Origin of the sequence: Paraburkholderia sp. HC6.4b (assembly GCF_014200875.1) — a bacterium.
Classification (GTDB): Bacteria; Pseudomonadota; Gammaproteobacteria; order Burkholderiales; family Burkholderiaceae; genus Paraburkholderia; species Paraburkholderia tuberum.
Genome location: NZ_JACHDC010000005.1, coordinates 19017 through 35224, shown reverse-complemented (window position 1 = coordinate 35224; position 16208 = coordinate 19017). Strand labels below are relative to the sequence as shown.

Annotated in this window: 16 protein-coding genes; all 16 read left to right on the top strand. The window is 61.3% G+C overall.

Annotated features, from left to right (window positions below; translation table 11 throughout):
- Nucleotides 1-98 precede the first annotated feature (98 nt).
- The 16 genes from nuoE (at nt 99) to HDG34_RS08765 (ending at nt 16200) form a co-directional block, all read left to right on the top strand.
- Nucleotides 99-584: an NADH-quinone oxidoreductase subunit NuoE gene (gene nuoE, locus HDG34_RS08840; protein WP_184059322.1), complete on the top strand. Its 486-nt coding sequence runs from the start codon at nt 99-101 to the stop codon at nt 582-584.
- Nucleotides 581-1909, top strand: a complete 1329-nt coding sequence (nuoF, locus tag HDG34_RS08835) for an NADH-quinone oxidoreductase subunit NuoF (RefSeq protein WP_090803768.1) — start codon at nt 581-583, stop codon at nt 1907-1909. The genes nuoE and nuoF overlap by 4 nt, the downstream gene beginning before the upstream one ends.
- A gap of 128 nt (nt 1910-2037) precedes the next feature.
- The gene (gene nuoG / locus HDG34_RS08830) at nt 2038-4371 is read left to right on the top strand and encodes an NADH-quinone oxidoreductase subunit NuoG (protein WP_184059320.1); all 2334 of its coding nucleotides are present in this window, start codon (nt 2038-2040) and stop codon (nt 4369-4371) included.
- Nucleotides 4372-5436: an NADH-quinone oxidoreductase subunit NuoH gene (gene nuoH, locus HDG34_RS08825; RefSeq protein ID WP_184059318.1), complete on the top strand. Its 1065-nt coding sequence runs from the start codon at nt 4372-4374 to the stop codon at nt 5434-5436.
- Between the two features lie 15 nt (nt 5437-5451).
- Nucleotides 5452-5940 carry an NADH-quinone oxidoreductase subunit NuoI gene (nuoI, locus tag HDG34_RS08820; RefSeq protein WP_090803773.1) on the top strand — a complete coding sequence of 163 codons (489 nt, stop codon included), beginning with the start codon at nt 5452-5454 and terminating at the stop codon, nt 5938-5940.
- Nucleotides 5941-6130: 190 nt separating this feature from the next.
- Nucleotides 6131-6823, top strand: coding sequence for an NADH-quinone oxidoreductase subunit J (locus tag HDG34_RS08815; protein WP_090803774.1), 693 nt, complete (start codon nt 6131-6133; stop codon nt 6821-6823).
- 20 nt (nt 6824-6843) lie between these two features.
- Nucleotides 6844-7149 (top strand): NADH-quinone oxidoreductase subunit NuoK, encoded by a 306-nt coding sequence (nuoK, locus tag HDG34_RS08810; protein WP_006052894.1) that lies wholly within the window; start codon nt 6844-6846, stop codon nt 7147-7149.
- A gap of 17 nt (nt 7150-7166) precedes the next feature.
- Nucleotides 7167-9218 (top strand): NADH-quinone oxidoreductase subunit L, encoded by a 2052-nt coding sequence (gene nuoL / locus HDG34_RS08805; protein ID WP_184059316.1) that lies wholly within the window; start codon nt 7167-7169, stop codon nt 9216-9218.
- A gap of 14 nt (nt 9219-9232) precedes the next feature.
- The gene (locus HDG34_RS08800) at nt 9233-10723 is read left to right on the top strand and encodes an NADH-quinone oxidoreductase subunit M (RefSeq protein ID WP_090803779.1); all 1491 of its coding nucleotides are present in this window, start codon (nt 9233-9235) and stop codon (nt 10721-10723) included.
- Nucleotides 10724-10747: 24 nt separating this feature from the next.
- On the top strand, nt 10748-12220 hold the full coding sequence (gene nuoN, locus HDG34_RS08795) for an NADH-quinone oxidoreductase subunit NuoN (RefSeq protein WP_184059314.1): 1473 nt from the start codon (nt 10748-10750) through the stop codon (nt 12218-12220).
- Nucleotides 12220-12516, top strand: a complete 297-nt coding sequence (locus HDG34_RS08790; RefSeq protein ID WP_184059312.1) for a DUF2818 family protein — start codon at nt 12220-12222, stop codon at nt 12514-12516. Before nuoN ends, HDG34_RS08790 begins: the two co-directional genes overlap by 1 nt.
- 45 nt (nt 12517-12561) lie before the next feature.
- Nucleotides 12562-13152, top strand: coding sequence for an NUDIX domain-containing protein (locus HDG34_RS08785; RefSeq protein ID WP_184059310.1), 591 nt, complete (start codon nt 12562-12564; stop codon nt 13150-13152).
- Between the two features lie 305 nt (nt 13153-13457).
- Nucleotides 13458-13703 carry a hypothetical protein gene (locus HDG34_RS08780; RefSeq protein WP_090805657.1) on the top strand — a complete coding sequence of 82 codons (246 nt, stop codon included), beginning with the start codon at nt 13458-13460 and terminating at the stop codon, nt 13701-13703.
- An 85-nt stretch (nt 13704-13788) separates the two neighbouring features.
- A complete protein-coding gene (locus HDG34_RS08775) occupies nt 13789-14313 on the top strand; it encodes an AlpA family transcriptional regulator (protein WP_184059308.1) in 525 nt (174 codons plus the stop codon).
- A gap of 216 nt (nt 14314-14529) precedes the next feature.
- Nucleotides 14530-14955: a DUF1178 family protein gene (locus tag HDG34_RS08770; RefSeq protein ID WP_184059306.1), complete on the top strand. Its 426-nt coding sequence runs from the start codon at nt 14530-14532 to the stop codon at nt 14953-14955.
- A 48-nt stretch (nt 14956-15003) separates the two neighbouring features.
- The gene (locus HDG34_RS08765; RefSeq protein ID WP_090803787.1) at nt 15004-16200 is read left to right on the top strand and encodes an acyl-CoA dehydrogenase family protein; all 1197 of its coding nucleotides are present in this window, start codon (nt 15004-15006) and stop codon (nt 16198-16200) included.
- Nucleotides 16201-16208 lie beyond the last annotated feature (8 nt).

Sequence of the window (16208 nt, the reverse complement as noted above, 5' to 3'; positions counted from 1 at the left end):
CCGCCACGCGGGTCAAGCAAAGGAACGCCGGGTCTGTCGCAGTTTGACGTGAGCGACAGGTTTTCGTTCGGTAGGAATTGAAAGAGTCGTGTCTGAAAATGATCTCAGCTGAAGGCCTGAAAGAAATCGATCGTGCGGTCGCAAAGTACCCCGCGGATCAGAAACAGTCCGCCGTGATGTCGGCGTTGGCCATTGCTCAAACGGAGCATGGCTGGCTGTCGCCCGAACTCATGCAGTTCGTCGCGGATTATCTCGGCATGCCGGCAATCGCCGTGCAGGAGGTAGCGACCTTCTACACGATGTATGAGACCTCGCCGGTTGGCAAGTTCAAGATCACGCTCTGTACGAACCTGCCGTGCCAGCTCGGCCCGGACGGCGGTTCCGAAAGCGCCGCTGAATACCTGAAGCAGAAGCTCGGCATCGACTTCGGCGAAACCACGCACGATGGCAAATTCACGCTGAAAGAGGGTGAGTGCATGGGTTCGTGCGGCGACGCGCCCGTGATGCTGGTGAACAACCAACGCATGTGCAGCTTCATGAGCCGCGAGAAGATCGACCAGCTGCTCGAGGAACTTTCGAAATGACGTCTTTACACGATCGTCACATCAAACCGCTGATTCTCGCCGGCCTGAACGGCGACAACTGGCATCTCGAAGATTACGTGGCGCGCGGCGGTTACGCCCAGCTGCGCCGTATCCTGGAAGAAAAGATCGCGCCCGAGCAGGTGATCGCCGACGTCAAGGCGTCGGGTCTGCGCGGCCGCGGCGGCGCGGGCTTCCCGACCGGTCTGAAGTGGAGCTTCATGCCGCGTCAGTTCCCGGGCCAGAAGTACCTCGTCTGTAATTCGGACGAGGGCGAGCCGGGTACGTTCAAGGACCGCGACATTCTGCGCTTCAATCCGCATTCGCTGATCGAAGGTATGGCGATCGGCGCGTACGCGATGGGCATCACGGTCGGCTACAACTATATTCACGGCGAAATCTGGGAAGTCTATAAGCGCTTCGAAGAAGCGTTGGAAGAAGCTCGCCGCGCCGGGTTCCTCGGCGACAACATCATGGGCTCTGGCTTTTCGTTTGAGCTGCATGCGCATCACGGTTACGGCGCGTACATCTGTGGCGAAGAAACCGCGCTGCTCGAATCGATCGAGGGCAAGAAGGGGCAGCCGCGCTTCAAGCCGCCGTTCCCGGCGAGCTTTGGCGTGTACGGCAAGCCGACCACGATCAACAACACCGAAACGTTCGCGGCGGTGCCGTTCCTGCTCGCCATCGGCCCGCAGAATTACCTTGAAATCGGCAAGCCGAACAACGGCGGCACGAAGATTTTCTCGGTGTCGGGCGACGTCGAGCGTCCGGGCAATTACGAAATTCCGCTCGGCACGCCGTTCGCGACGCTGATGGAACTCGCCGGCGGCATGCGTGGCGGCAAGAAGATCAAGGCTGTGATTCCTGGTGGTTCGTCGGCGCCGGTGATTCCGGGCGAGATGATGATGCAGACCGACATGGATTACGACTCGATCGCGAAGGCCGGCTCGATGCTCGGCTCGGGCGCAGTGATCGTGATGGACGAGACGCGCTGCATGGTGCGCTCGCTGCTGCGCCTGTCGTACTTCTATTACGAAGAGTCGTGCGGTCAATGCACGCCTTGCCGTGAAGGCACGGGCTGGCTGTATCGCGTCGTGCATCGTATCGAGCATGGTCTCGGCCGCCAGGAAGATCTGGATCTGCTGAACTCCGTCGCGGAAAACATCATGGGCCGCACGATCTGCGCGCTCGGCGACGCGGCCGCGATGCCGGTCCGGGGCATGCTCAAGCACTACTGGGACGAATTCGAATATCACGTCGCCCACAAGCATTGCCTCGTCGGCGGTCATGCCGGTATGGCGGCGGCGCCCGAAACCGTGGCTGCCTGAGTCGGGCCGACAGGTTTGGCTGACGGATAACTACCAGACGAACACCTCAACCGCAGGATTCATCGCCCGAAGCGGGCGATGAACACGCGAACGATTGAGCGGTAACAGGTTAAGGAAGATTGACCATCATGGTTGAACTGGAAATAGACGGCAAGAAAGTCGAGGTGCCTGAAGGCAGCATGGTGATCCAGGCTGCGCATAAGGTCGACACCTACATTCCTCACTTCTGCTATCACAAGAAGCTGTCGATTGCGGCCAATTGCCGGATGTGTCTGGTCGATGTCGAGAAGATGCCGAAGGCCGTGCCCGCGTGCGCGACGCCGGTGTCGGCCGGCATGATCGTGCGCACCAGGTCGGACAAGGCGGTGAAGGGACAGCAAGCCGTGATGGAATTCCTGCTGATCAACCATCCGCTCGATTGCCCGATCTGCGATCAGGGTGGCGAATGCCAGTTGCAGGATCTGGCCGTCGGTTACGGCAAGTCGTCGTCGCGCTACAGCGAAGAAAAGCGCGTGGTGTTCCACAAGAACGTGGGCCCACTTATCTCGATGGAAGAGATGTCGCGCTGCATCCACTGCACGCGTTGCGTCCGCTTCGGCCAGGAAATCGCGGGCGTGATGGAACTCGGCATGCTGGGCCGCGGCGAGCATGCGGAAATCACGTCGTTCGTCGGCAAGACGGTCGACTCCGAGTTGTCGGGCAACATGATCGACCTGTGCCCGGTCGGCGCGCTCACGAGCAAGCCGTTCCGCTACAGCGCCCGTACATGGGAGCTGTCGCGTCGCAAGTCGGTGAGCCCGCACGATTCCGTCGGCGCGAACCTCATCGTGCAGGTGAAAAACAATCGCGTGATGCGCGTTTTGCCGTTCGAAAACGAAGCGATCAACGAGTGCTGGATCTCGGACAAGGACCGCTTCTCGTACGAAGGCCTGAACAGCCCCGAGCGTCTGACCAAACCGATGCTCAAGCAAGGCGGCCAGTGGGTCGAAACCGACTGGCAGACCGCGCTCGAATACGTGGTCAAGGGTCTGAAGGGCATCAAGAGTGACCACGGCGCGAACGCGCTTGCCGCACTGTCGAGCGCGCACAGCACCGTCGAAGAACTGTTCCTGTTGAAGCAGATCGCGCAAGCGGTCGGCACGCCGAACGTCGACTTCCGTCTGCGTCAGTCGGATTTCTCGGCGCCCGTTACTGGCGCGCCGTGGCTCGGCGGCACGATCGCCGATCTGTCGAACGTCGATGCGGCGCTCGTGATCGGTTCGGATCTGCGCCGTGACCATCCGCTGTTCGCCGCGCGTTTGCGCCAGGTCGCACGAGGCGGTTCGGCACTTACGCTGCTCCAGGCCACCAACGACGACGCGATGATCCCTCAGGCGCAACGCGTGGTCGCGGCGCCGTCGGCATGGCTCGAGGTGTTGGCAGGCATCGCCGGTGCGGTGGGCGAAGCGAAGGGCGTCGCATTGCCGGAAGCATTCGCCGGCACACAGCCGACGGACGCGCACAAGCAGATCGCGAAATCGCTGACCACCGGCGAGCATCGCGTCGTGCTGCTCGGTAACGAAGCGGTTCGTCATCCGGACTTCGCGGCGATCCACGCCGCGGCGCAATGGATTGCCGAAGTAACCGGCGCAACGCTCGGTTTCCTTACCGAAGCGGCCAACACGGTCGGGGCGCACCTCGTGAATGCGCTGCCGGGCGAAGGCGGCCTGAGCGCGCGTGAAGTGTTCGAGCAGCCGCGCAAGGGCTATCTGCTGCTGAATCTCGAGCCGGAATTCGATACCGCCAACCCGGCGCAGGCGCTTGCCGCGCTGAAGCAGGCCGAGATGGTCGTCGTGATGTCGCCGTTCCAGACGGGCGCGGACTATGCCGACGTGCTGCTGCCGATCGCGCCGTTCACCGAAACGGGCGGTACGTTCGTCAACGCTGAAGGCACGGTGCAGGCGTTCAACGGCGTCGTGCGTCCGCTCGGCGACACGCGTCCGGCCTGGAAGGTGTTGCGCGTGCTGGGCAGCCTGCTCGGCGCGCCGGGCTTCGAATACGACACGGTCGAAGAAGTGCGTGCGGCCGCGCTCGGCGACGGCGAGCTGAAGTCGCGTCTATCGAACCGCACCAGCGTCGCGGTGACGCGCGGCCAGGCCGCGAAGGCGGCGGAAGGCAAGTTCGAGCGTCTCGCGAACGTGCCGATCTATCATGCCGATGCGCTCGTGCGTCGCGCGGAGTCGCTGCATCTGACCGCGGCGGCCCGTACGGCGAATTCGGTCGGCCTGCCGGCTGCGCTGTTCGACAAACTGGGTTTGAAAGAGGGCGACGCGGTGCGCGTTCGTCAGGGCGAGCAAGCGGTGCAGTTGCCGGCCGTGCGCGATGCGAATCTTGCGGACACGGTCGTCCGCGTATCGGCGGCTACGCCTGCCGGTGCAGCGCTGGGCAGCCTGTTCGGTGAACTGGTGGTGGAGAAGGCGTAAATGAGCTTGTTCGATACGATCAACTCGGGCGGCGCCCAACTTCTCGGTGTGGCATGGCCCACGGTGTGGGCGCTCGTGCGCATCCTGGTGGTGGCCGTCGCGATCCTGCTGTGCGTGGCTTACCTGATCCTGTGGGAGCGCAAGCTGATCGGCTGGATGCATGTGCGTCTCGGTCCGAACCGCGTCGGCCCCGCCGGGCTCTTGCAGCCGATCGCCGACGTGCTGAAACTGCTGCTCAAGGAAGTGATCCAGCCCGCTCAGGCAAGCCGCTGGATCTACGTGATCGCGCCGATCATGGTGGTGGTGCCGGCCTTCGCGGTCTGGGCGGTGATTCCTTTCCAGGCGGGCGCGGTGCTCGGTGACATCAACGCGGGTCTGCTATACGCGATGGCGATCTCGTCGATCGGCGTGTATGGCGTGATTCTGGCCGGCTGGGCGTCGAACTCGAAGTACGCGTTCCTCGGCGCGATGCGCGCCGCCGCGCAGATGGTCTCGTACGAAATCTCGATGGGCTTCGCGCTGGTGGTCGTGCTGATGACGGCCGGCACGCTGAACCTGTCGGGCATCGTCGGCTCGCAGGAACAGGGCTTCTTCGCCTCGCACGGCCTGAACTTCCTGTCGTGGAACTGGCTGCCGCTCCTGCCGATGTTCGTCGTCTACTTCATCTCGGGCATCGCGGAAACGAACCGTCACCCGTTCGACGTGGTGGAAGGCGAATCGGAAATCGTCGCGGGCCACATGATCGATTACTCGGGTATGGCGTTCGCGCTGTTCTTCCTCGCCGAGTACATCAACATGATCGTGATCTCGGCATTGGCTGCAACACTGTTCCTCGGCGGCTGGAGCGCCCCGTTCGGGTTCCTGTCGTTCATCCCGGGCATCGTCTGGCTCGTCGCCAAGGTTTTCTTCCTGTTGTCGGTGTTCATCTGGGCGCGTGCCACGTTCCCGCGCTACCGCTATGACCAGATCATGCGTCTCGGCTGGAAGATTTTCATTCCGGTCTGCGTGGTGTGGCTCGTGGTGGTCGGCTTCTGGATCATGTCGCCGTTGAACATCTGGAAATAAAGGGCGGACGAACCTATGACCGCAATCCAAAACTTCTTCAAGACTTTCTTCCTCACGGAACTCCTGAAAGGCCTCGCGCTGACCGGACGCTACGCGTTCCAGCGCAAGATCACCGTGCAGTTCCCGGAAGAGAAGACCCCGATCTCGCCGCGTTTCCGCGGTCTGCATGCGCTGCGCCGCTATGAAAACGGCGAAGAGCGCTGCATCGCGTGCAAGCTGTGCGAAGCAGTGTGCCCGGCGCTCGCGATCACAATCGAATCGGAAACGCGCGCGGACAACACGCGCCGCACGACGCGCTACGACATCGACCTGACCAAGTGCATCTTCTGCGGTTTCTGCGAAGAAAGCTGCCCGGTCGATTCGATCGTCGAGACGCACATTCTCGAGTATCACGGCGAGAAGCGCGGCGACCTTTACTTCACGAAGGAAATGCTGCTGGCCGTTGGCGATCGTTACGAAGCAGAAATCGCCGCCAACAAGGCAGCCGACGCACCGTATCGTTGAAGCGTTTTCCCGCTTGCAGCAAATGCGGCAGTAAAAGCAGTAACACGGCCTGCTGTCGGGCCGACCGCCGCGGCCTGAACGCCGCGGCACGGCGCACCTGTGTGGCGGTTCTGGCGTTTTCGTCCGCTTTTGCCAGCCACGGGTGCCAAAGAACAATGCCTGACGATGGCCTAACGATGAACCGGTAATCATGGAATTCACGACCGTACTGTTCTACATCTTCGCGCTGCTCCTGGTGGTTTCAGGGCTGAAGGTGATCACCTCGCGCAACCCGGTGTCATCCGCACTGTTTCTCGTGCTGGCGTTCTTCAACGCAGCGGCGATCTGGATGCTGCTGGAGGCCGAGTTCCTCGCGATCCTGCTGGTGCTGGTCTACGTCGGCGCGGTGATGGTGCTGTTCCTGTTCGTCGTGATGATGCTGGACGTCAATCTCGACGTGCTGCGCAAGGACTTCAAACGCTTCGTGCCGATGGCCTCGGCGGTGGGCGCGATCATCGTGATCGAAACCGCGCTGATCCTGTGGCACGGCTACGGCGCGACCACCACGGCGCTGCACGACACGGCCGCGGCTGCCGCTGGCATGGGCGACTGGTCGAACACGCGCCTGATCGGCAAGGTCATCTATACCGACTACATCTTCGCGTTCGAAATTGCCGGCCTGATCCTGCTGGTTGCCATCATCGCGGCGATCGCGCTGACCACGAGCCACAAGAAGGACAGCAAGCGTCAGAACGTCAGCGCACAGGTCAAGGTGCGCGTGCAGGACCGCGTGCGCGTTGTGAAGATGCCGTCAGAGAAAACCGCGGCGACCCTCGCGGCGGAACAAGCGGCTGCCGCGGCAGCTGCAGCAGCAGCCGACTCGGCGCCGGCCAAGAACAGCTGAGCGGACAGGAGATAGAAATCATGTTGACCCTTGCCCATTACCTTGTCCTCGGCGCGATCCTGTTTGCGATCAGCATCGTCGGCATTTTCCTGAACCGCCGCAACGTCATCATCATCCTGATGGCGATCGAACTGATGCTGCTCGCGGTGAACACCAATTTCGTCGCGTTCTCGCACTACCTGGGCGACGTGCATGGCCAGATTTTCGTCTTCTTCGTGCTGACGGTTGCGGCAGCCGAAGCGGCGATCGGTCTCGCAATTCTGGTGACCCTGTTCCGTAGTCTCGACACGATCAATGTCGAGGATCTCGATCAGCTCAAAGGTTAATTTCAGGAAAAGCGGTTATGTCCACGATACTCAATGAAAACCTGCTGTTGGCAATTCCGCTGGCACCGCTCGCTGGTTCCCTGATTGCGGGGCTGTTCGGCAAGGCAATAGGGCGGGCGGGTGCGCATTCGGTCACGATCCTCGGCGTCGCGATTTCGTTCATCCTGTCGGTCATGGTCTTTTTCCAGGTGATGGACGGCGCGAGCTTCAACGCGACCATTTATCAATGGATGTCAATCGGCAAGACCCAGCTCGAAGTCGGTTTCCTGGTCGACTCGCTGACCGCGATGATGATCTGCGTGGTGAACTTCGTGTCGCTGATGGTGCATATCTACACGATCGGCTACATGGCCGACGACGACGGCTACCAGCGCTTCTTCTCGTACATCTCGCTGTTCACGTTCTCGATGCTGATGCTCGTGATGAGCAACAACTTCCTGCAGCTGTTCTTCGGCTGGGAAGCGGTGGGTCTCATGTCGTACCTGCTGATCGGCTTCTACTTCAAGCGTGAGAGTGCGATCTACGCGAACATGAAGGCGTTTATCGTGAACCGCGTCGGCGACTTCGGTTTCCTGCTCGGCATCGGTTTGCTGTTCGCGTTCGCCGGCTCGATGAACTACGGCGAAGTCTTCGCGAAGCGTACCGAACTCGCGGCGCTGAACTTCCCGGGTACCGACTGGGGCCTGCTGACGGTGGCTTGCATCTGCCTGTTCATCGGCGCGATGGGTAAGTCGGCTCAGTTCCCGCTGCACGTGTGGCTGCCGGACTCGATGGAAGGCCCGACGCCGATCTCCGCGCTGATTCACGCGGCGACCATGGTGACGGCCGGTATCTTCATGGTCACGCGCATGTCCCCGCTCTTCGAACTGTCGGATACGGCGCTGTCGTTCGTCATGGTCATCGGTGCGATTACCGCGCTGTTCATGGGTTTCCTCGGGATCGTCCAGAACGACATCAAGCGTGTGGTCGCTTATTCCACGCTGTCGCAGCTCGGTTACATGACGGTCGCGCTCGGCGCGTCGGCATATTCGGTCGCCGTGTTTCACCTGATGACGCACGCGTTCTTCAAGGCGCTGCTGTTCCTCGGCGCGGGTTCGGTGATCATCGGCATGCATCACGATCAGGACATGCGCAACATGGGCGGCCTGCGCAAGTACATGCCGATTACGTGGATCACGTCGCTGATCGGTTCGCTCGCGCTGATCGGCACGCCGTTCTTCTCGGGCTTCTACTCGAAAGACTCGATCATCGACGCGGTGAAACTGTCGCATCTGCCAGGCTCGGGTTTCGCGTACTTCGCCGTGGTCGCAAGCGTGTTCGTGACCGCGTTGTATTCGTTCCGTATGTATTTCATGGTGTTCCACGGTGAGGAGCGCTTCCGCAATCCGAAGCACCCGGAATCGCCGATGGGCGCGGAGGCCGAGTCGCATGGGCATGACGACCATGGTCATGGTCACGACGACCACGCTCACGAGCCGCACGAAACGCCGTGGGTCGTGTGGGTGCCGCTCGTGCTGTTGGCGATTCCGTCGATCGTGATCGGCGCGATCGGCGTCGGTCCGATGCTGTTCGGCGACTTCTTCCAGCACGGCGTCGCGTTCGACAAGGTGATCTACATCAGCGAGAACCATCCGGCGCTGCATGAGATGACCGAAGAATTCCAGGGCTGGGCGTCGATGGGTCTGCACTCGGTGTCGGGCCTGCCTGTTTGGCTCGCGCTCGCAGGCGTGGTGGTCGCATGGTTCCTGTATCTGGTCCGTCCGGATCTGCCCGCTGTCATCAAGCGCGCATTCGGCCCGATCTACACGTTGCTCGATAACAAGTACTACATGGACAAGATCAACGAAGTCGTGTTTGCGCGAGGCGCGGTGGCCATTGGCCGGGGTCTGTGGAAGGAAGGCGACGTGGTCGTGATCGACGGCATCGTCAACGGCAGCGCACGCTTTATCGGCTGGTTCGCGAGCGTGATCCGCTTCCTCCAATCCGGCTACATCTACCACTACGCGTTCGCCATGATCATCGGCATGCTGGGGCTCCTGACCCTGTTCGTAACGCTCGGCGGCAAATAAGGCGAGGGACACCCATGCACGCTTATCCGATTCTGAGCATCGCGATCTGGTTGCCGATCTTCTTCGGTCTGCTGGTCCTCGCGATCGGCAACGACGAGAACCCCGCCCCCGCGCGCTGGATTTCGCTGATCGGCTCGGTTCTGAGCTTCCTCGTCACGCTGCCACTGATCACCAGCTTCGATTCGAGCACCGCCGAGCTGCAGTTCGTCGAGCAGGCGAACTGGATCGAGCGCTTCCACATCACGTATCACCTCGGCGTGGACGGCATTTCGATGTGGTTCGTTGCGTTGACCGCGTTGATCACGGTGATCGTCGTGATCGCGGCGTGGGAAGTGATCACGAAGAACGTCGGCCAGTACCTCGCGGCCTTCCTGATCCTGTCGGGCATCATGGTCGGCGTGTTCAGCGCGGCCGACGGCCTGTTGTTCTACGTGTTCTTCGAAGCGACGCTGATCCCGATGTACATCATCATCGGCGTGTGGGGCGGGGCGAACCGCGTGTACGCGGCATTCAAGTTCTTCCTGTACACGCTGGCGGGCTCGCTGCTGATGCTGGTTGCGCTGATCTATCTGTACAACCAGACCGGCTCGTTCGACATCGCCACGTGGCAGCACGCGCAGATCGCGATGACGCCGCAGGTGCTACTGTTTATCGCGTTTTTCCTGGCCTTCGCGGTGAAGGTGCCGATGTGGCCGGTGCACACGTGGTTGCCGGACGCGCACGTGGAAGCGCCGACCGGCGGCTCGGTCGTGCTGGCCGCGATCATGCTGAAGCTCGGTGCGTACGGTTTCCTGCGCTTCTCGCTGCCGATCACGCCTGATGCGAGCCATTTCCTCGCACCGGTCGTCATCACGCTGTCGCTGATCGCGGTGATCTACATCGGTCTCGTCGCGATGGTGCAGGCCGACATGAAGAAACTGGTCGCGTATTCGTCGATCGCGCACATGGGCTTTGTCACGCTCGGCTTCTTTATCTTCAATCAGCTCGGCGCGGAAGGTGCGATCGTGCAGATGATCTCGCACGGTTTCGTGTCGGGCGCGATGTTCCTGTGCATCGGCGTACTGTACGACCGCATGCACTCGCGTCAGATCGCCGATTACGGCGGCGTCGTCAACGTGATGCCGAAGTTCGCGGCGTTCGTGATGCTGTTCGCGATGGCGAATTGCGGCTTGCCGGGCACTTCCGGTTTCGTCGGCGAATTCATGGTGATTCTGGCTTCCGTCCAGTACAACTTCTGGATCGCGAGTGGCGCGGCAGTCACGCTGATTCTCGGCGCGGCCTACACGCTGTGGATGTACAAGCGCGTGTACTTCGGCGCGGTCGCGAACGACCACGTGAAGAACCTGCTCGACATCGACCGTCGCGAATTTTTCATGCTGGCTGTGCTCGCCGCACTGACGCTGTTCATGGGCCTGTACCCGAAGCCCTTTACCGATGTGATGCACGTATCCGTGGAAAACCTCCTCTCCCACGTTGCCCAATCGAAGCTGCCGTTGCCTCAGTAACGACGAGCGGAGGAATTTAAGACCATGCAAAACGCCCCTATGACTGCTCTGTTGCCCGACGCACTGGTGATGTTCGCCATTGTCATCGCGTGGCTCAACGACACGTTCGTCGGCCAGGAGGGTCGCCGTACCACGTATTTCATCGCGTTCTTCTCGACGCTCGTCGCCGGGATCTGGTTCGCGATCAATGCGTTCGACCCGCAAGTGCATTACTTCTTCGATCACATGTACGTGGTCGATCCGTTCGCCAATGTGATGAAGGCAGTGGTGTCGCTCGGCTATGCGGTGACGATCGTTTATTCGCGTCGCTACCTCGAAGACCGTAGCCTGTTCCGCGGCGACTTCTTCCTGCTCGGCATGTTCTCGCTGCTCGGCCAGATCGTGATGATCTCGGGCAATAACTTCCTGACGCTGTATCTCGGTCTGGAACTGATGTCGCTGTCGCTGTACGCGGTGATCGCGCTGCGTCGCGAAGTGCCGTCGTCGAACGAAGCGGCGATGAAGTACTACGTGCTCGGCGCGCTGGCTTCCGGCTTCCTGCTGTACGGTGTTTCGATGCTGTATGGCGCGACCGGCTCGCTCGACCTGAACGAAGTGTTCAAGGCGATCAGCACGAGCCACTACGATCCGACCGTGCTGCTGTTCGGCGTCATCTTCATCGTGGCGGGCGTCGCGTTCAAGATGGGTGCGGTGCCGTTCCATATGTGGGTGCCTGACGTGTACCAGGGCGCACCGACGGCGATGACGCTCATCGTCGGCGGCGGCCCGAAGGTCGCGGCGTTCGCGTGGGGCCTGCGTTTCCTCGTGATGGGCCTGCTGCCGCTGGCGGTCGAATGGCAGCAGATGCTGGTGATTCTGGCGGCGCTGTCGCTGATCGTCGGCAACATCACCGGGATCGTGCAGCGCAACGTCAAGCGGATGCTCGCGTATTCGGCGATCTCGAACATGGGCTTCGTGCTGCTCGGCCTGCTCGCCGGCGTGGTCGACCAGAAGACCACGGGCGCCGCGAACGCGTACGGCTCGGCGATGTTCTACAGCATCGTCTACCTGATCACGACGCTCGGCACCTTCGGCGTCATCATGCTGCTCGCGCGCCGCGACTTCGAAGCGGACACGCTGGAGGACTTCAAGGGCCTCAATCAGCGCAGCGCGGTATTCGCGTTCGTGATGATGATCATGATGTTCTCGCTCGCGGGTATTCCGCCGGCAGTCGGCTTCTATGCGAAGCTCGCCGTGCTGCAAGCGACGATGAACGCCGGCCTGACCTGGCTCACCGTGCTCGCCGTGATCACGTCGCTGTTCGGCGCGTTCTACTACCTGCGTATCGTCAAGCTGATGTACTTCGACGAGCCGCAAGACAAGTCGCCGATCGTGGCGGACACGAGCACGCGCGCGTTGCTCGCGTTGAACGGCGTCGCCGTGCTGGTGCTCGGTATCGTGCCGGATCCGCTGTTGCGCGCCTGCCTGCAGGCGATCCAGCACACGCTGCTGCTCTGATGTCCGCTGCGGGCTGGTTTATCGTGCTGTTGGCGCTGGTCGGCGCCAACCTGCCGTTCCTGAATCAGCGCCTCTTCGCCGCGGTGCCGTTGAAAGCGGCGAAGAAAAGCGCCTGGCTCCGGATTGCCGAATTGATCGTGCTGTATTTCGTGGTCGGCGCGCTGGGCTTTTTGCTCGAAGCGCGCGCGGGAAATCGCTTCGAGCAGGGCTGGCAGTTCTACGCGATCACGTTCGCGCTGTTCGTCGTGTTCTCTTTCCCCGGCTTTACCTTCCAATATCTCGTCAAACGCCGCTGACGGCGTCTCGCCGTCGCGCGCGCCTGGCTGTTCTGAGGTCCGCACATGGCTGAGCTTCCCAATCACGACGCCGCGCTAACCGAGACTTGTATCGACAGCAAGACGGTCCATCAAGGACCGTTCATGACGGTCAAGTACGATACGGTCCGACTGCCCGACGGCAAACAGGCAACGCGCGAATACGTTCAGCATCCGGGCGCCGTCATGGTGATCCCCTTGTTCGACGACGCTCGCGTGCTGCTCGAAAGTCAGTATCGCTATCCGATGGGCAAGGTGATGGTCGAATATCCGGCCGGCAAGCTCGACCCGAACGAGGGCGCGCTGGCCTGCGCGGTCCGGGAACTGCGCGAGGAAACCGGCTATACCGCGCGCGAGTACGTGTACCTGACTCGGATTCACCCGATCATTTCTTACTCGACCGAATTCATTGATATCTATCTCGCGCGGGGCTTGACCGCGGGTGAGCGCAATCTCGATGAAGGCGAGTTTCTCGAACTTTTCACCGCGACCGTGGAGCAGGTATCCGAGTGGGTGCGCACGGGCAAGATCACCGATGTGAAGACGATCATCGGTACCTTCTGGCTCGAGAAAGTGCTGTCGGGTACGTGGTCGACCGAGGCGCCCGAAACGGCATAAGTTCGCGTCTGCCCGATAGCTGATCCGCGTTGCAGGTGAACGGAGCCCCTGTTGGTCGATGACCGGCAGGGGCTTTTCATTGGCTTCGCGGTTTCTTTCTGGCTCGAAAAATAAGCCGTCTCCTATGCCATCTGGCTGGCTCGTCGTGGCGCCGGCGGCCGGCTAATATGAACCTCTCGATCACCGAATTCGTCGTCGATTCTGTTTTGGATGACTGAAGTTAAAGATCGCAGTGATCTCATTTCTGCTCCAGCACAGGTTGTCAATTGACAACCTGTGCTGGAGCGACTAAATTGGAGGTCTCGATGGTTCGAGCAAGGCACATGAAGAAAGAGATCGAGGCCGCGTTGGCATACGCGGAGCAGCACGGCTGGCGCGTTCAGGACGGCGGAAGAGGTCATGCGTGGGGAAAAATCCATTGCCCGTACAGAGACGCCGAATGTCGTTGCGGGGAGTTCTGTATATCGAGCGTCTGGAGTACGCCGAAGAATGCCGGCAATCACGCCAGGCACTTGCGGCGCATCGTCGGCAACTGCACGGCACGGCGCTAGTGGGTTCGTAGGTATCACGCAGGTATCAAGCAGGTATCAAGCAGGAATCGCAACAACCTGGGCTCAACGAAGACAGGAGTAACGTATGGAATATGTGTTCACGTTGAAATATCGCCTCGCCGCGGAAGAATGCGATGCAGACGCAATCGTCGAGCGGTTGGGCGAAGCGGGGTGCGACGACGCCACGATTGGCGTCGGGCAACCCGGCCGCCTCGGGCTGCTTTTCACCCGTGAAGGCGCGAGCGCGCTCGCGGCTGTCACCAGCGCGCTCAAGGACGTGAAAGGTGCGGTGCCGTCCGCGCAGCTGATCGAGGCGGGACCTGACTTCGTAGGGCTGACCGACGTGGCCGAGGTGGCCGGCGTGTCGCGGCAAAACATGCGCAAGCTGATGCTGAACAACGCAATCGACTTCCCGTCACCGGTCCACGAAGGCAGTGCGTCGGTCTGGCATCTGGCGGACGTGCTCGAATGGCTGACCGCGCGCGGCGGGTACGAGATTGAGGTCGGTGTGGCGGATGTCGCAAAACTCGCGAAGCAGATCAATCTGACGAAGGAGGCCCGTCAGATTGAACCGCGTGTGAGCCGTCAACTGAGCAATCTCGTGGCGTAGCAGTGCGCCGCAAGCGGGCCGTAGAGCGGAGCAGATGTGGCACCGCTTACTAGCCGGGCCGCCTTCGGCAGCACCTGCCGTAAAGCGTTAAAATCGCCCACCCGCGTCATATTCCCTTGCGGCCGCTGGCGGTTGCACGCCGGCTCTAAAGTTTTGCGAACGATCGTTCACAAATTTCCATTTTGCGCTAAACTGGCACGCAAGCCCTGATTCCATATGAAGGTCCTCGATTTACAGTGTCCGCATGGCCATCGGTTTGAAGGCTGGTTCGCTTCGACCGATGACTTCGAGTCGCAGCAGTCCCGCAAGCTCGTCGAATGTCCGATCTGCGGTGCGAACGAGGTGAGCCGTTTGCCTTCGGCACCGCGTCTGAATCTGTCGGGCGCGACCGGCTCCAAGGTGCCGGCGGGCGCGGAGCAAATGCAGGCGCACATGATGCGCGCGCTGCGCGAGGTACTGGAGAAGACGGAGAACGTGGGCGAACGCTTCGCCGAGGAAGCACGACGCATTCACTACAACGAAGCGCCTGTGCGCAGTATTCGCGGTGTCACGACACCGGAGGATGCGCGTGCCTTGGTCGAGGAAGGCATCGAAGTGATGCCGCTGCCGGTCCCAGCTGCGCTGAAGGAACCATTGCAATAGCGCGGTGGTTCCAGGCGGCCGGGCGGTGGCGGCCAGGAGACACTACGCATGAATCTGGACTATTCCCCCGCTGAAGACGCGTTCCGCGCCGACATCCGCGCCTGGCTCGAAGCGAATCTGCCTCGCGAGCTGAGCGACAAGGTTCTCAATCACAAACGGCTTTCCCGCGAAGACTTCGCAAGCTGGCACAGGCTGCTCGGCACGCGAGGCTGGTCGGCGGTCGCGTGGCCGCGCGAATACGGCGGCCCCGGCTGGGACGCGACGCAACGACATATCTGGGAAGAAGAGTGCGCGCGTATCGGCGCACCTTCCGTGCTGCCTTTCGGTGTGTCGATGGTTGCGCCGGTGCTGATGAAGTACGGTAACGAGGCGCAGAAGCGCCACTATCTGCCGCGTATTCTCGACGGCACGGACTGGTGGTGTCAGGGCTACTCGGAACCGGGATCGGGTTCCGACCTTGCGTCGCTGCGCACCCGCGCGGAGCGCGTCGGTGATCATTACGTGGTCAACGGCCAGAAGACCTGGACCACGCTCGGCCAGCACGCCGACATGATGTTCTGCCTCGTGCGCACCGACAGCGGCGCCAAAAAGCAGGAGGGCATCTCGTTCCTGCTGATCGATATGAAAACCCCGGGCATCACGGTGCGGCCCATCATCACGCTCGACGAAGATCACGAAGTCAACGAGGTGTTCTTCGAGGACGTCAAAGTGCCGGTCGACAATCTCGTCGGCGAAGAAAATCGCGGCTGGACGTACGCGAAATATCTGCTCGGCCACGAGCGTACCGGCATTGCGCGAGTCGGAGCGTCGAAGCGTGAGCTGGCGTTTCTGAAGCGTGTCGCGCTGAATCAGAAAAAGAACGGCAAGCCGCTGCTGCACGATCCGGTGTTTGCGGCGAAGGTAGCGAGTCTCGAAATCGAGTTGATGGCGCTGGAAGTCACCGTGCAACGGGTGGTAGCCAACGAGGCGGGCGGTCGCGGCCCGGGCCCGGAAGCGTCGATGCTGAAGATCAAGGGCACGGAAGTGCAACAGGGGCTCACCGAGCTGATGTTCGAAGCAATCGGCCCGCTGGCCGCGCCGTTCGACGTGCCGTTCCTCGAAGGCGAACGCGAGCACAGTCTTGCCGGCGACGACGATGCCGCGCCGCTTGCCGCGTACTACTTCAACTTCCGCAAGACGTCGATTTACGGCGGCTCGAACGAAATTCAAAAGAACATCATCGCGCAGATGATTCTCGGACTTTGAGGAGCGGC

Excerpts from the sequence above, each read along its gene's own strand:
- nuoE (WP_184059322.1), top strand. The coding sequence starts at position 99 with ATGATCTCAGCTGAAGGCCTGAAAGAAATCGATCGTGCGGTCGCAAAG.
- nuoF (WP_090803768.1), top strand. The coding sequence starts at position 581 with ATGACGTCTTTACACGATCGTCACATCAAACCGCTGATTCTCGCCGGC.
- nuoG (WP_184059320.1), top strand. The coding sequence starts at position 2,038 with ATGGTTGAACTGGAAATAGACGGCAAGAAAGTCGAGGTGCCTGAAGGC.
- nuoH (WP_184059318.1), top strand. The coding sequence starts at position 4,372 with ATGAGCTTGTTCGATACGATCAACTCGGGCGGCGCCCAACTTCTCGGT.
- nuoI (WP_090803773.1), top strand. The coding sequence starts at position 5,452 with ATGACCGCAATCCAAAACTTCTTCAAGACTTTCTTCCTCACGGAACTC.
- HDG34_RS08815 (WP_090803774.1), top strand. The coding sequence starts at position 6,131 with ATGGAATTCACGACCGTACTGTTCTACATCTTCGCGCTGCTCCTGGTG.
- nuoK (WP_006052894.1), top strand. The coding sequence starts at position 6,844 with ATGTTGACCCTTGCCCATTACCTTGTCCTCGGCGCGATCCTGTTTGCG.
- nuoL (WP_184059316.1), top strand. The coding sequence starts at position 7,167 with ATGTCCACGATACTCAATGAAAACCTGCTGTTGGCAATTCCGCTGGCA.
- HDG34_RS08800 (WP_090803779.1), top strand. The coding sequence starts at position 9,233 with ATGCACGCTTATCCGATTCTGAGCATCGCGATCTGGTTGCCGATCTTC.
- nuoN (WP_184059314.1), top strand. The coding sequence starts at position 10,748 with ATGCAAAACGCCCCTATGACTGCTCTGTTGCCCGACGCACTGGTGATG.
- HDG34_RS08790 (WP_184059312.1), top strand. The coding sequence starts at position 12,220 with ATGTCCGCTGCGGGCTGGTTTATCGTGCTGTTGGCGCTGGTCGGCGCC.
- HDG34_RS08785 (WP_184059310.1), top strand. The coding sequence starts at position 12,562 with ATGGCTGAGCTTCCCAATCACGACGCCGCGCTAACCGAGACTTGTATC.
- HDG34_RS08780 (WP_090805657.1), top strand. The coding sequence starts at position 13,458 with ATGGTTCGAGCAAGGCACATGAAGAAAGAGATCGAGGCCGCGTTGGCA.
- HDG34_RS08775 (WP_184059308.1), top strand. The coding sequence starts at position 13,789 with ATGGAATATGTGTTCACGTTGAAATATCGCCTCGCCGCGGAAGAATGC.
- HDG34_RS08770 (WP_184059306.1), top strand. The coding sequence starts at position 14,530 with ATGAAGGTCCTCGATTTACAGTGTCCGCATGGCCATCGGTTTGAAGGC.
- HDG34_RS08765 (WP_090803787.1), top strand. The coding sequence starts at position 15,004 with ATGAATCTGGACTATTCCCCCGCTGAAGACGCGTTCCGCGCCGACATC.